Annotated in this window: 5 protein-coding genes; all 5 read left to right on the top strand. The window is 56.8% G+C overall.

Annotation, left to right across the window (positions count from 1 at the left end; all coding sequences use genetic code 11):
• The first annotated feature begins 192 nt into the window (after positions 1–192).
• The 5 genes from KP806_RS18620 (at position 193) to KP806_RS18600 (ending at position 16,090) form a co-directional block, all read left to right on the top strand.
• The gene (locus KP806_RS18620) at positions 193–6,045 is read left to right on the top strand and encodes a PKD domain-containing protein (RefSeq protein WP_224725237.1); all 5,853 of its coding nucleotides are present in this window, start codon (positions 193–195) and stop codon (positions 6,043–6,045) included.
• 211 nt (positions 6,046–6,256) lie between these two features.
• Entirely contained in the window at positions 6,257–6,946 is a 690-nt protein-coding gene (locus KP806_RS18615) for a hypothetical protein (RefSeq protein WP_224725236.1), read from the top strand.
• 4 nt (positions 6,947–6,950) lie between these two features.
• Positions 6,951–7,436 (top strand): DUF485 domain-containing protein, encoded by a 486-nt coding sequence (locus KP806_RS18610; RefSeq protein ID WP_224725235.1) that lies wholly within the window; start codon positions 6,951–6,953, stop codon positions 7,434–7,436.
• Between the two features lie 132 nt (positions 7,437–7,568).
• Positions 7,569–7,847, top strand: a complete 279-nt coding sequence (locus KP806_RS18605) for a hypothetical protein (protein WP_224725234.1) — start codon at positions 7,569–7,571, stop codon at positions 7,845–7,847.
• Positions 7,848–8,107: 260 nt separating this feature from the next.
• Positions 8,108–16,090: a SpvB/TcaC N-terminal domain-containing protein gene (locus KP806_RS18600; protein ID WP_224725233.1), complete on the top strand. Its 7,983-nt coding sequence runs from the start codon at positions 8,108–8,110 to the stop codon at positions 16,088–16,090.
• Positions 16,091–16,172 lie beyond the last annotated feature (82 nt).

The following is a 16,172-nucleotide window of genomic DNA, read 5'->3' as shown; positions in this document are numbered from 1 at the left end:
TCCTCCTGATTCTAACCTTGTGAGTAGCAGTTATCATGTCCATTGTACCGAATGGCAGCGTTCACGGATAGGAAATGATCCTCGGGACTTTTTTTTGCGTTCAGGCGAGGTCCGGGGAGGGGGTGAAAAAAGTTCATCCTTACGGATCATGTCATCTCTTTATATAATTCAAAATGTGGCAAGGGAACGAAAATGGGGAGGTTCTTATGGTACAGCAACAGGATGGGAGTGATTATTATTTTTCGTAAATTAATTGCAATGATGGTAACGAGTTTGCTGCTTCTCGGAGCTGTGCTTCCGGCAGCGAATGCAGATTCGGGGCTCGGCCAGTGGATCTGGTGGAACGATGAAGGCAATGACTATACCACATTCGGAGGAAACGCCGGTATTACGATCCACACCGGGAAGATGCAAATCATCCCGAGCTGTGCGGAAGGAAATCCGGACGGGTTAACCTCATGGACCGACCTTTATATCGTGGAGAGCGGAAGCGTTAACGCCCTTTCCCACGGGGATGAACTTGAGGATGCAGGCGGCGGCGATCCGAACACCGTCATGAGTTTATCAAGCGGCATCTTCATCTCGGAAACGATCGGCTACACAGGGCCGGATGGAAAAATACCCCCTGGCGAATACGCCATCGTGTTTGACGAATGCCAAGACGGCAAGTTCGATTATCTCGTCGACGGCGTCATTGATCCTGCGTTCAAGGTTGAATATACGACCGGCTTCGTTCCGCCGCTGGATCTGACACAGCTGAAGGAAGATGCAGGAAAGCTGGCGGAACGCTGGAAGAAGTATGAGGAATATGCAGACAAATTGTTCAAGCTTCAGAAAGCTGCCGATGCCGGAAGAAATCCAAATGAGAAATTTGTAGATTTCCTGATGCGCAGCGGCCTTCAAGATCCGCGGACGATGGCCTTGCTTCAGCTGGCCAATCAGTCCAAACATTATCAAGGCATCAAGGATGACCCGCCGGATCCGGACTATAAACATATTACTCCGCTTGGAGAGAGGCTCCTCCTGGATTTCCAAAGCAGTGATCCGGTGGATGCCGCGATGCAGGGCTTGGTGAATGATATTGCCAAAGAGCAGGCGATGACCCGTCAAATGTGGACGCAGCTTGAACGTTATCAAGGAGCGCAAGCGACGGGGAATGTGAATTGGGCGCTGGTACACGGCAAGGCGCTTAGCGACAACATCAATCTGCTGCTCTACCAGCTGCAGTTTACAAGCGCAAGCCTCTCACGGTTCAACCAGGCATTCGCACAGGATAACGAAGCATTAAACGAGAAGGCTGCCGAGCTGACGCAGCTGCAAGATCGAGTTGCAGCGTCAGGCTTCACGAATGAGGAGCTGCAATATTTTGCATCGCTTGGATTTACCGAGTCTGAAATGGCGCAGTTCAAAACAGAGTTCACGGCTATGGATTTTGATTTTTCAAAACAAAATATGCTGGCAGAAGGTTCGGCTATCATTGATGACAATAACGTCTTCGGTACCAACCTGGTAGACTTCGGAGGCCATGTGGTCGGACTCGTTAACCAGCTGCTGCAGGATCCGACCGTAGTCGACGATGCTCCTTATGCGGACGCAGGCGGTCCATACTCCGGGAAAGAAGGAGCTCCCGTCACCTTTAAAGGAACATGGTCCAGAAGCGATGCCGGTATCGCCGCCTATGATTGGGACCTGGATAGCGACGGATTTTTCGACGATGCTCAGGGCGTACAGGTGACACACACGTTCACCAAGCCGGTTAATGGGCTTGTCGGATTGAGAGTGACGGACAATAACGGCAAACAAGCGGTTCATTACGCGCAAACCGTCATTGCGGATGTGAATCGCGCTCCGCTTCTCGTGGAACAATCGCCCCCTGCCCGTCAAGTGCAGCAGTATGTAGGGGAGGCGGCGTCATTCGAAATGACGGCCATCGATCCCGATAACGACCCGATAACTGTTGAATGGTTTGTTGATGGGGCAACCGCAGGCACAAGTACAGGAAATAAGTATACGTACGTTCCGGCTTCCGTCGGTTTGCATGCGGTTGAGGCGGTCGTGTCGGATTCCAATCCGCTCGGCGGAGCCTTCCGTATCAGTTGGACGGTAAAAGTCGTTCAGAAGCAGCCGCCCGCGGCTATCCATCTGACTCCTGACAGCGCATCGCTTTCGGTTGGCGCGAAACATACGATAAAAGCCACTGTCCTTGACCAGCAAGGCCAACCGGTGGCCGGGACGCCTGTTTCCCTTGTCGTTACCGGCGCTAACCCGGGCACCTATACGGCAAACACGGATGATGCCGGTGTGGCAGCCTTTCAATACACGGGCACAAAGACGGGCGAAGATCGGGCCGTCGCACAGGCCGGTTCGCTGTCCAGCAGCCCTGCAGTTGTTGTCTGGAGTACGGAGGATGTGACCGCTCCTTCTACGACGGCATCCTTGTCGCCGTCAGAGCCTGACGGTACGGGCGGTTATTACCGGTCCCCGGTAACCGTTGCCTTTACAGTCGATGACGAGGGCAGCGGCGCTGCGAAGACGGAATACCAAGTGAATGAAGGCGATTGGGCGATTTATTCGGCTCCGGTCACTTTTAATACGGACGGAGCTTACACGATTTCATACCGGAGCACCGACAACGCAGGGAATGTCGAGGCCGTGAAGCAAGTCTCGTTCAGGATCGGCGCATCGGAGGTTCCGCAAGCGTTCTTTAATCCCGTTACGGCCGGAAAGAACGTCGCGTTATTAGAGGAAAGAGCAAAGGTTGAAGCCGTATCCGGCAATTACGACTCGGGCCACAGCGCAGAAAACATGCTGAAATTTAACCACAGCAACCCGTGGGCAACAAAGTCGAAGGACAATCAATGGGTGAAGATCAGCTTGGCAGACGGCGAGTCGTACCTCATTGACCGGATCCAGATCAGACCGCGTATTTCTTATGCGGAGCAGCGGGTGAAGGATTTTGAGGTTGCGATTTCAAATGACAGCTTAACCGAATTCACTACAGTCGTTAGCGGCACGCTGGAAAACAACGGAGAGCTGCAAGAGTTCAAGCTTCCAAAGCCGATGTTTGCCAAATATATTTTGTATAAACCCCTTTCCTCTCAAGGAAACGGATCCATTATTTCAACTCAGCAATTGAAAGCCAAGACAGGTCAGATCGGCGCCGAAACCGTCACTTTCCAAAACCTGTCCACGGACAAAAACAACGATATTGTTTCTTACGAATGGGATTTCGGGGATAACAGCCCGACGAGTGATGTGAAGGAACCGACTCATACGTTCCCGGGTCCGGGCACCTATCCGGTTACGTTGACCGTAACGGATTCGCAGGGCCAGTCGAGCAGCTTTACGCTGGAGCAAACGGTGGAGCCTGCAGACTTCGAGTTTCTCCCCCAGAACCCGAAAGAAGGGGAGCTGGTCACGCTTATCAATACGACAGCCGGCGGTGACCAAGGACTTATTGCAAGCAGCACATGGGATTTCGGTGACCGCTCCTACACGGATTACGGAATGACCGTCTCGAAATATTACCATGACAGCAATACCTATATGGCAACGCTTGATATCGTGATGAAAGACGGCAAGAAATATCAGGTGAAAAAACCGATTACTCCGTCAAACGTTGCGCCTGTCGTCGATACAGGCAGAGCTGTAACGGTGCTTGGCGGCCAAAGATATCAAGGAACGACCCGAATTACCGATCCGGCCAGAGACGACCGTCACACCTGCGTCTGGGATTTCGATGACGGAACGACATCCACGTCTTGCCACTTTGATCATGCCTACCCGGCATTGGAAAAGGATGCGCCTGATAAAACGTATACACCGACCGTCACGGTTACGGATGATGACGGCGGAGTGGGCACGGATACGTTTGAGATTACCGTTCGCGCAGAGCAGACGCCTAGACAGATCGCTTACTATACGTTTGACGGCGATTTCCGGGACTCTTCGGGTAACGGCAACCACGGAACGTCTAAGGTGGGGAATCCGACATTTGCCGAAGGGATTATCGGCCAAGCGGCGAAGTTTGACGGCAAGAGCGGAGTGCTCGTAGAAGACAGCGATTCGCTTGATTTGGCGACATCTTTCAGCTTCTCCATGTGGATCTACAAAGAGAATGGAGGCACGGGCGGCTACGCGCCTATATTATCCAAGGGCCATACGGAAAATTACGGTCCATATTCGTTCCTGCATGACGGATGGGGAGACTCTCCGGGCATGCGCCTTGTAAGCGGCGACCGCAGCGGATATACGCATCTCTTTCCGAACACGCCAATGCCGGATAAAGAGTGGTATATGTCTACTGTCACTTGGGACGGCACGACGGCTAAATACTATATTAACGGCGTATACAAGGCTTCGATGCCTTGGAAAGGCGTATTTGAAAATACAAACGAGAAGCTGACCATCGGCTTCGATCCTCCGGGAGCGACGGAATATTTTAATGGGATGATGGACGATTTTAGAATGTACAATTATCCTCTCACCGAGGAGGAAGTCGAGCAGCTGTACGACCTGAAAAATCCGGCGCCTGCTGAAATTGCGGTTACCGCGGATCCGGCCGTTCTTAACGCCGGCCAATCGAGTACGGTTACCGCCGTTGTGAAGGATGCGAACGGCCAAACGATGCCGGGAGAAGAGATTACGTTCTCGACGACACTCGGTACGATTACCCAAACAGCCGTCACCGATGCGAATGGAGCGGCAACAGCTGTGCTGACGTCGCCGGTCGCCGGTACCGCGAAGGTGAAGGCGCAGGCTGCCGGGGAAGCCTACGGGGAAACCAGCGTGCAGTTTACGAATACGAATACGCCTCCGGTTGCACGGACGGATTCCGTTCAAGGGCATGAGGACCAGCCGTTGTCGGGAGCATTATCCGCAAGCGATGCGGAGGGGGATGACCTCACCTTCAGCTTGGTCGACCAGCCGTTGAAAGGCACGGTATCCATTCTTCCATCGGGACAGTTTACGTTTGTACCGGACGCCGACTGGAACGGAACCGACAGCTTTACCTTCAAAGTGAATGACGGCAAGGAGGACTCCGAGCCTGCTGTTCTATCGGTAACGATGGATCCGGTAAACGATGCGCCGTCCTTTAATAAAGGAGAAGACCAGGCGGCAAATAAGGCCGATACCGTTCAAGGGGTAAACGTGCCGGCTTGGGCTTCGGGCCTTTCCGCCGGTCCGGCTAACGAGTCCGGTCAGGCTCTGGCGTTCAGCGTGACCAATGACCGGAACGATCTGTTTGCCGTTCAGCCGAAGGTCGCACCGGACGGTACACTGAGCTTCACGCCTAAGGCTGGCATCAGCGGTACGGCAGCGGTTTCCGTCATTCTGAAGGATGACGGGGGCACGGCAAACGGCGGCGTTAACGCATCCGCAGTCCAAACCTTCAATATTACTATCGATGCGGTCGCTCCGGTGACGGAAGCTTCCGTTAATCCGACTGGACCGAACGGATGGCATACCGTCGATGCGGTTCTGACGCTTTCGGCTGCTGACGATTTGTCAGGCGTAGCCAAGACGGAATACCGGATCAATAACGGTGAATGGGTCACTTACACAGGTTCGATCCCGGCCTTCCATGACGGGGAGTACCGGGTGGATTACCGCAGCGTGGACAACGCGGGGAATGTGGAAGAGGAACAATCGGTAACGCTTCGAGTGGACACAACCGCCCCGGCCTTAACCGTCAGCCTAGATCACGGAACCTTATGGCCGCCAAATCATAAAATGGTCGACATTACGGCAACGCTTGATTTCGCAGACGCAGCCTCAGGCATTGCCTCGTTCGAACTGACTTCGATTACGAGCAGCGAGCCCGATGACGGGCTCGGCGACGGCGATACGGCGAACGATATTCAAGGCGCCGATTACGGAACGCCGGATACCAAGTTCAGCTTGAGGGCGGAGCGCTCCGGGCAGGGGACGGGGCGTGTCTATACGGTTACGTATACGATAACCGATAAAGCAGGCAACCAGTCGGTGCAAAGCGTGACCCTCAAAGTGCAGCACGATAATTCGGATAAACCGTCCAAAAAATAATGGTTAAATGGCAGGCCGTACCCTTGGAGATGATCCTTGGGTACGGTCTTTTCGCAAGAATAAGACAGTAACAGAATGGAACAATAAAGAAAGCTGGAAAATAAGCCGGAAATTAGGGGGAATTCATCTGGATGGAAATCAGCAGCCGCGAAGACCGCGTGCCAGGATCAGCACTTTCGGCATTACTCATCTCCGCTGGATCAGTCCCTTTATGGTTGCTTGGTGGTCTGCGGCATTTCCGGGTTTCGGCCATTATTTGATGGGTCAATACATACGTGCGACAATGCTTACGTTATCGGAAGTCATCTTTAATACCCTAGCGCACATCAACGAAGCGCTGGTTTATTCTTTGTCCGGAAGATTTGCGGAGGCCATCGAGATTCTCGAGCCCAGATGGACGTACGGTTATTTGCTCGTCTATATGATTTGCATCTGGGACGCCTACCGTTCCGCCCTGCATAATAATCAGTTAGTCCAGCTGGCGGAGCTGGAGAACAGCCGAATCAGGCCATTTTTTATCGGGAGATCTGAGATTCAATATTTGGAGAGGAAGAGTCCGGTCAAAGCGGCGGTCTTCTCCTTTGCCTTTCCCGGAATGGGGCATTTCTACAATCACCGCATCGGATTGGCTTGTTATGCGATATTCTGGTGGTGGGTGTACCTGACCTTGTCCCATTTGCATGAAGCTTGCTATTTGCTATTTTACGGACAGATTCAGGCATCCACTCAAATGCTCCACCCTCATTGGCTGCTGTTTATGCCTTCCGTAATGGGAGGTGCCGTGTATCATTCTTTCGCGACGGCTCTTGAGCATAACCAGCTGTTCTGTGTCGAACAAAGGCAATATTTCGCCGATAGGTACGGCGGTTCCTCCATACGAATTTTCCCGGATCCGAGGTGACGTTATGCTGATCGTAAGCACATTCGAATATTGCACGGAGCTTGAGCTGGCGCTTTCTCTTCTGGAGCATAACGGTATCGATAAAAGCCGGATCATGGTCGTGCCGATGGGTATGAACCAGGAAACGAAGTCTGCTTTGACTCCCCGGACGGCGACCGATGCCGAGAGGGCATTCGAGACCGGCATCGCTTCCGGCACAGCATGCAGCGTCATTGGGGTCAGCATCGGGTTTTCCTTATCCTTGGGGCCTTTGTTATGGGGGATCATTTTTGCCGCCGGAGGTTTCTTGGTGGCATTCGGCATCACCATGTGGGTGAGAAAGAAAAACAGAGCCCAATCCGGAAATAAAAATACGAAGAAAAAGAGCAAGAAGGCGGATCAAGTGACGGTGCTGATTCAATGTGAAGCGGAGCGCACCGAGAAGGTTAGCCAGATTTTATGGGCGCACGAAGCGCTCTCCGTAGGGACGGCGGCGTATGACTCCGAATAAAAACCCATTTTACATAAAACGATATTCTTTTGCGGCGGCGAACATATTCTATGAATATATCAAACTATTATTTATTTGGAGAGTGATCCAATGAGAGAGCTTCAAAGATTAAGAGAGAAGGAAGGGAGATAGATGCCGCACGTACGCCGGTTCCGGAGTGAAAATTCCAACATTAAAATCAAAAACATCAATATTACGACGATGAACGGCTCGGCCTCCTTTAACACTGGAGATTTTGTAGTCATTGACCCGGTCAGCAGCCAGAACACGACGACCGAAAACAACAACAGCTCTAACAATTCCAGCACAACAACGACTAATCAGCGCGGAGGTGCCGGTGCTTTCAATACGGGCAACAACAATAAGTTCGTTTCGCCGTTCAACCGGATTAACGACCTTGGCAGCGGATGAAAATTTTTTCAAAACAGGACTTACGCCCCGCTAATTTGCAGGATGGCGAGCTCCGGTCGTTTCTTCATGCGGAAACGTGCCTGTAAATGTCAGATCATTGCGTAAAAGCGCGGAGCTTGAGCAGCGAAATTGGGGGAAAATTCTGAAAAATAGTCATTCAGACATATTGGTTATTTTATCCATCTGCCCAGATAATAGGTATTGGGGTTATAGGACTTTTATGCCGATAACGCCAGACCATTATCAGGGGGATGAATGGAATGACATCACCGGACATGGCCTCAAGTTCAAGCAGCAGTGCACAGCCGCAGCTGCAAACGCTTCCCGGCCTTTCGCTGCCCAAGGGGGGCGGGGCGATCCGCGGCATGGGGGAGAAATTCGCCGCAAGCCCGGTAACGGGCACCGGCTCCATGAGCATACCGGTCGCTGCGAGTCCCGGGCGCGCAGGCTTCGGGCCTGCACTTGGACTGACTTACGATTCCGGCGCGGGCCAGAGCCCTTTCGGCTTCGGATGGAGCCTGTCTCTGCCGGCCATTACCCGCAAGACGGACAGCGGATTACCGCGGTATTTCGACTCGGATGAATCCGACGACTTCCTTTTATCGGGGGCGGAAGATCTTGTCCCGGAGCTTATGCCGAATGGGGGCCGTTTGGAAGACACCGTCACCGCTCCGGGCTACTGCATTCACCGCTACCGGCCGCGCATCGAAGGGACGTTTGCACGAATCGAACGATGGACCCGTCAGCCGGACGGCGACGTTCACTGGCGTATCATTTCTCCGGACAACATCATCAGCCTCTATGGAAAAGACCCCAATTCACGCATTGCAGACAAAGAACGCATATTCAGCTGGCTCATCAGCGAAACCCGCGACGATAAAGGAAATGCCATCATTTATACATACAAAGCGGAGGATCAGGCAGGCGTCGATCTGACCTGCGCGCATGAGCGGGGGCGCGACGAACATTCCCGAAGCATGAACCGCTACCTCAAGCAAATCCGTTACGGCAACCGGATTCCGCTGCTGGATGGCGCCGGCCGCCGGCCGCGCTTCCTGGAGAACGAGCAGCTCGAAAGCGCCGGCTGGATGTTCGAGGTTGTTTTCGATTACGGCGAACACGACGCTGTCGGTCCTTCCCCCGGCGATGCCGGTGAGTGGCTGTGCCGGAGCGATCCTTACTCCAGCTTCCGCAGCGGCTTCGAAGTCCGCACCTACCGCCTATGCAGGCGTGTTCTGATGTTTCACCATTTCCCGGATGAACCCGGCGTTGGCGTCAACTGCCTGGTGCGGTCCACCGAATTTTCTTACAAAGAAACGCCTGCCGGCACGTTCCTGACAGAAGCTGTGCAATGCGGCTTTAAACGCTCCGGTTCCGGCGGCTACAGCCGTAAAACTTTGCCTCCCGTCGAGTTTGAATACAGCGAGGCTGTCATCGGACAGGAGATCCGCGATATCGATCCGTCAAGCATAGAGAATTTGCCAATCGGCGTGGATGGAGCCCGTCATCAATGGGTCGATCTGGACGGGGAAGGGCTTCCGGGGATATTGTCGGAGCAGGGCGGAGGCTGGTTCTACAAGCGCAACGAATCGGCGCTTACTCATGAGTCGGGCACGCCTTCGGCACGGCTGGCGCCGTCCTCCGCAGTTGCGCGCATCCCGTCCGCCGCCTCGTCCGGTCAAGACCGCTGGCAATTTAACGACCTTGCCGGCGACGGGCAGACGGATGTGGTGACGCTTCAGCCGCCGATGAGAGGTTTTTATGAGCGGAGCGGCGGTCAGTGGGAAACGTTCCGCGCCTTCTCCAGCAGCCCGAATTTGAACTGGAACGATCCGAACCTGAGATTCATCGATCTTACCGGCGACGGACAAGCCGATCTCCTGATTTCCGAGGACCAGGCCTTTGTCTGGTATCCGTCGCTTGCCGAGGAAGGCTTCGGAGCGGGGGAGCGCATCAGCGTGCCGACCGACGAGGAGCGCGGCCCGCGCATCGCGTTTGCCGACGAGACGCAAACCATTTTCCTGGCCGATCTGTCCGGCGACGGACTGACGGATATCGTACGCATCCGCAACGGCGAAGTCTGCTATTGGCCGAACCTGGGCTACGGCCGCTTCGGGGCCAAAATTACGATGGACGACGCACCGTACTTCGATCATCCCGAACAATTCGCTCCAAGCCGAATACGCCTCGCCGACATCGACGGCTCGGGGGTAACGGACATCATCTACCTGGGCCGTGAAGGCGCCCGCTTCTGGTTCAATCAGTCCGGCAATTGCTGGAGCGGGGCGTACGAGCTGCCTGTTTTTCCGCCTATAGATAACATCGCTTCCGTTGCGGCCGTCGACCTGCTTGGCAGCGGCACCGCCTGCCTCGTCTGGTCGTCGCCGCTGCCGGGAGCTTCCGTCAAGCCGATGAAATATCTCAATCTCCTATCCGAAGGGAAGCCTCATTTGCTAGTGAGTACCCGCAATAACCTTGGAGCGGAGACCCGGATTCACTACGCTCCGTCGACCTATTTCTATTTGAAAGACAAATACGCGGGCAAACCTTGGATCACGAAGCTTCCTTTTCCGGTGCATGTCGTCGAACGGGTAGAGACCTTCGATCACATTAGCCGCAACCGTTTCGTTACCCGCTACGCCTATCATCACGGCTATTACGACGGCGCCGAGCGCGAGTTTCGCGGCTTCGGCATGGTGGAGCAATGGGATACGGAGGTCATGGCCGCTCTCGGTACGGATGGCGGGCTTCCGGCCGCTTCGAACCTCGATGAGTCGTCGGACGTTCCGCCGGTCCATACGAAAACCTGGTATCACACCGGGGTTTATGCGGACCGGGAGCATATTTCGGATTTTTATGCCGGGAGGTTAGGCTCGCCGCATCCGGGCGAATATTACCGGGAGCCGGGAGCGTCCGACGAGCAGTACCACGCGATGCTGCTTCCCGACACGGAATTGCCTTCCGGGCTGACGGCGGAGGAAGAACGGGAAGCCTGCCGTTCGCTGAAGGGAACGATGCTGCGGCAAGAAATTTATTCGCTCGACGGCTCGGAGAAGGAGGAGCATCCGTATTCCGTCATCGAACAAAATGTAACGATCCGATGCCTGCAGCCGCGCGGCGGCAACCGTAATGCGGTGTTCTTCACTCACCCGAACGAGGCGATTACGTACGGCTATGAGCGGAACCCCGCCGATCCGCGGGTCAAGCATGCGCTGACGCTGGAAGTGAATGAATTCGGCCATGTGCTGAAGGAAGCCGCGGTCGGCTACGGCCGCCGCCGGCCCGACATGAATTTGGCGGAGCCCGATCGCAGGAAGCAGACGCAGACGCTAGTCACGTATTCCGAGAGCCGCGTAACCGGGCCGATTGTTGATCCGGTGAAGTACCCGGATGATTACCGCCTGCCGCAGACGTGCGAGACTCGCACGTACGAGCTCACCGGCTACCTCCCGACAGGCGGCGCTGGAAGGTACCGGAGTTCGGACTTTGTACGGCTCGCAGGCGATAAGCTTGTCCATCGGGATGACAGCGGGCTTCTGGATTACGAGGAGTCGCCGGCGGGCGGCATGCAGCGCAGATTGGTCGAATGTGTACGTACGCTTTACCGCAAGGACGATTTGTCGGAAATACTGGAGCTCGGCAAAATGGAAACGCTGTCTTTGCCCGGCGAAAGCTACAAGCTCGCGTTTACTCCGGGACTTCTGGATTCGGCGTACCGGCGCGGCGGGTTGCAGCTGCTGCCTGACCGCTCCGATGTGCTCGAGGGACCGGGCGCCGATCGGGGCGGCTACGTTTCCAGCCGGCAGCTGCAGGATGACGGACTATTCCCTGAAGGCGATCCCGACGAATACTGGTGGATTCCCGCGGGGCGCGTGTTCCTGTCGCCTTCGGGAAGCGATACATTCGAGCAGGAGCTGGCTTATGCACGGAATCACTTTTACTTGCCGTGCCGGTACCGCGATCCTTTCCATACGCGCACGGCCGGCACGGAGAGCATCGTTACCTACGACGCCTATGACCTGCTTGTGCAGGAAAGCTGCGATCCTTTCGGCAACCGCTTTACCGTCGGTGAACGGCTGCCTGGCGGCGAGCGTAACGCCGCCGCGCCGGGCAACGATTACCGTGTGCTTCAGCCTGCACTGATGATGGACCCGAACCGCAACCGGACAGCGGTCGCTTTCGATGCTCTCGGCATGGTGACGGGCGCGGCGGCGATGGGGAAGCCGGAGGAGAGCAAAGGGGATTCATTAGCCGGATTTGCGGCCGACCTCAGCGATACGGACATCGTCAGCCGCCTCAGCGATCCGCTGGCCGATCCGCATTCGCTGCTCGGAAGCGCCTCGAAGCGGATGGTCTATGATTTGTTCGCCTATATGCGAACGAGGGAAGATCCGGAGCCTCAGCCGGCGGCCGTCTATACGCTGGTCCGGGAGACGCATGCGGCCGATCCCGCTCCCGGCGGGAAAACCGCCGTGCAGCACAGCTTCTCGTATTCGGACGGCTTTGGGCGGGAGATTCAGCAGAAGCTGCAGGCCGAGCCCGAGATCGCCGGCGGGAGTGTTGGGCCTCCGCGCTGGCTGGCAAGCGGATGGACGATTTTTAACAACAAAGGGATGCCGGTGCGCAAATACGAGCCGTTTTTCAGCAGCGGTCACGCATATGAGCCGAACGTGGAGGCCGGCGTCAGTCCCGTCATTTTCTACGATCCGATGAACCGCGCCGCCGCCACCTTGTACCCTAATCACACCTTCGAAAAAATCGTGTTCGATCCGTGGCGGCAGCTGACCTACGACGTGAACGACACGATCGCGGCCCGCGGCGGACAGACCGGAGACCCGCGAACCGATCCGGATATCCGGGGTTTCGTCGCCCGCTATTTCGAGAATCTGGCGGCCGGGCCCGGCACGCCTTGGCAGTCCTGGTATACGGAGCGGGCGGGCGGAGCGAAAGGACCCGCCGGTAAGGATGCCGCGGACAAAGCGGCCGCGCATGCCGATACGCCGACGACGGTTCTGTTCGATACGCTGGGACGCCCTTTTCTCACTTATTCGCATAACGGGTACAATCCGGACGGCTCGCCTATTTTATTCGCTGCAAGGGTCGAGCTGGACATCGAAGGCAACCGGCTGTCGCTGCGGGATGCCATCGAGCAGAATGGTGACAAGCTGGGTCGTATCGTCACTCGTTATGCATATGACATGCTGGGCAACCGGATTTATGAAGCCGGCATGGAGGCGGGGGAGCGGTGGATTCTCAGCGATGCGGCAGGCAAAGCGATTCGCGTCTGGGACAGCCGCGGTCACGAATTCCGCAGCGAATACGATCCGCTTCGCCGCCCTTTGCGCACCTTCGTTACCGGCGCGGATGCTGCCGACCGAAGCAGGGAAATGCTCGCGGAGAGGCTCGTTTACGGCGAGCAGCATCCGGAAGCAGAGGAGCGCTGCCTGCTTGGCAAACTGTATCTGCATCTGGATCAGGCCGGGGCCGCATCGAAGGAGCGCTGCGATTTCAAGGGCAATCCTCTGCACGCTTCGCGAAGGCTTGCCAAGGAGTACAAGGAAACCGTCGATTGGCGGTCCGTTGACGAAGCGCTGCCGGCAGCTTTGACGGATAAGCTCGATCTTGCGGCTCTGGAAGCAGCTGTCCTGAAGCTCGCCGAAACGGAGACGTTCATAAGCCGCACGGAATACGATGCGCTCAATCGTCCTGTCCTCATGACCGCGCCTCATTCAGCAGCGATGCAGCCGAGCGTCATTCGGACGGGGTACAGCGAAGCCGGCCTTCTGCAGCGGATCGAGGTGAACCTGCACAGCGAGAAGTCAGCCGGAGGGGAGCCGGTCTGGCAGCCGTACGTCGTGAATATCGATTACGATGCAAAGGGGCAGCGGCAGCGCATCGATTACGGCAACGGCGCCAGCACGCTGTACAGCTACGACCCGCTTACGTTCCGTCTCGACCGGCTGCTGACCTTGCGCGATGCCGCGAGCTTCCCGGACGATTGCCCGCAGCCGCCGCGGGACGGATGGCCCGGCTGCCGCTTGCAAAACCTGCAGTACGCTTACGATCCGGCGGGGAACATCACCCGTATACGGGATGAAGCGCAGCAGGCGGTGTTTTTCCGCAACAAACGGGTCGAGCCTGGTACGGATTACACCTATGATGCAATATACCGGCTGATTGAAGCGACGGGGCGCGAGCACTTGGGACAAGCAGGCGGCTCGCCGGTCGTACACTCGCAGGACGATGCTTCCCGGGTCGGCATCCGCTGGTCGGATAACGACGGTCTGGCGATGGGCACTTACACGGAAAGTTACAGCTACGACGCCGCAGGAAATATGCTGGAAATGCGGCATCGCGGCAATGACCCGGCCCATGCAGGCTGGACGCGGCGTTTCGAGTACGGTGAGGCGAGCCTGATCGAGGACGGAGCGGGAGGCGTGCCGCTCAAGACCGGCAACCGGTTGAGCAGCGCGACGTCAGGGGGCGACGATTCGCCCGTGATGCGGTTCATGTACGATGCGCACGGCAATATGACCCGTATGCCTCACCTGGGCGGCGCATCTCCGGATCCCAACATGCATTGGAATTACCGGGATCAGCTGAGCCGGACCGACCTCGGCGGCGGAGGGACAGCCTATTACGTCTATGATTCTTCCGGCAGGCGCATGCGCAAGGTATGGGAGAAGCCGGGGGGCCTTATCGAGGAGCGCATCTATTTGGGCGGCATCGAAATTTTCCGGCGGCGCGACAGCTCCGGGGAGGTTGTGCTGGAGCGCGAGACGCTGCATGTCACGGACGATCGGCAGCGCATCGCCCTTATCGAGACGCGCACGGTCGACAAGGCGGGCAGCGATCCCGCACCGGCCCGGATGATCCGCTACCAGCTGGGCAACCATCTGGGTTCGGCCAGCCTGGAGCTGGACGAGCTGGCGCAGATCATCTCTTACGAGGAGTACACACCCTTCGGCAGCACCTCGTATCAGGCGGTGCACAGCAGGACGGAAACGCCGAAGCGGTACCGGTACACGGGCAAGGAGCGCGACGAAGAGAGCGGATTGTACTTCCACGGGGCACGCTATTATGCGCCTTGGCTGGCACGGTGGACAAGCTGCGACGTCGTCGAAAAGGCAAACCGCTATGCTTACGTCAGCAACAATCCGGTCCGGTTCGAGGATCCGGACGGCAGGGACGAGAACGAAGGGGCCAACCGCTTCTGGGGCGCCATGCGAATGCTGGGCGGAGGAGCGCAGCTCCTTGTCGGCGGAGCCGCTCTGCTGGCGCCGGAGCCGACAATGGTAACCAAGGTCGTAGGGACCATTGCCGTCGTCAACGGCACGGACGACTTCCTGACCGGATGGCGGCAGATGGTGACGGGCCGGCAGGAGAGGGGCGCAATTGAATCGACCGTCACGGAGGTCGCCGTTGTAGCCGGGGTGGAGCGTCCGACGGCCGAAGCGCTCGGAACCGGAACGAGTACGGCACTGGGTTTTGTCAGCCCGACTGGCCCGATTAGCGGCGGACCGCGTACCGGCATGGTGCTGGCGACGGCTGGGGGCCGGACGCAGAGAACCGTCGCGGTCGTAGCGGATACCACCCAGATAGTAAATCATGCTAGGGGCGCGCAGCTTGCTTCGCATGGCGCGGGCGCAGTGTCGATGATGATGTCCTCCAGCGGCGGCGACTCTTCCAGCAGCAGCTCTTCTTCCAGCTCCAGTTCCAGCTCTAGCTCCAGTTCGAGTTCAAGCTCGAGCTCGGTGTCCGAAAGCCCTAATCAATCGACGATTCCGGACGAATACTTTGACGAAGCGATGAGCAGCATCGATCAGGGCGGGCTTTCGCCGGCGGGTGCGCATCTGGATGACCTGACAAGCCATGCGCAATCCCCTGCCGCGCGCGCCGAGCGGGGGCTGACGGGGCAGTCCGCACATACCGGGCCTCAATCCGCTCTTCGGGACCTGCCTAACTACGATCCCCGCGCCGCGCTTACGCGAATCCTGGACGTCGCGGCGCACAGAGGGTTTGACGATTACTGGAAAAGCGTATTCCGGGCGCGCTGGGGAGCGACCGGCCAAACGACGGTCACGGCCGGCGAGCTGTTCAACGTCGTGCGCGACGCAGCCGGAAACAACCCGCATTTTACAACCGCAGAGGCCAACAGCGTCGTCGAGCTGCTGCGTGATGAACTGTTCGTACAGTTGGGATTAACGGAGAACAGCCTCGTACGGGCTCCGTATTCCAGATAGCTTCAGCTAGCTCCAAATGCTCAGGTTCCAAACAACTTCAGATTAACTCCGGATTCATCAGCCATTCGATGATCTTAATCCA

This window comes from Paenibacillus vietnamensis (assembly GCF_020169515.1).
GTDB classification, from domain to species: domain Bacteria; phylum Bacillota; class Bacilli; order Paenibacillales; family Paenibacillaceae; genus Pristimantibacillus; species Pristimantibacillus vietnamensis.
This window is presented reverse-complemented; position numbering and strand designations above follow the sequence as displayed.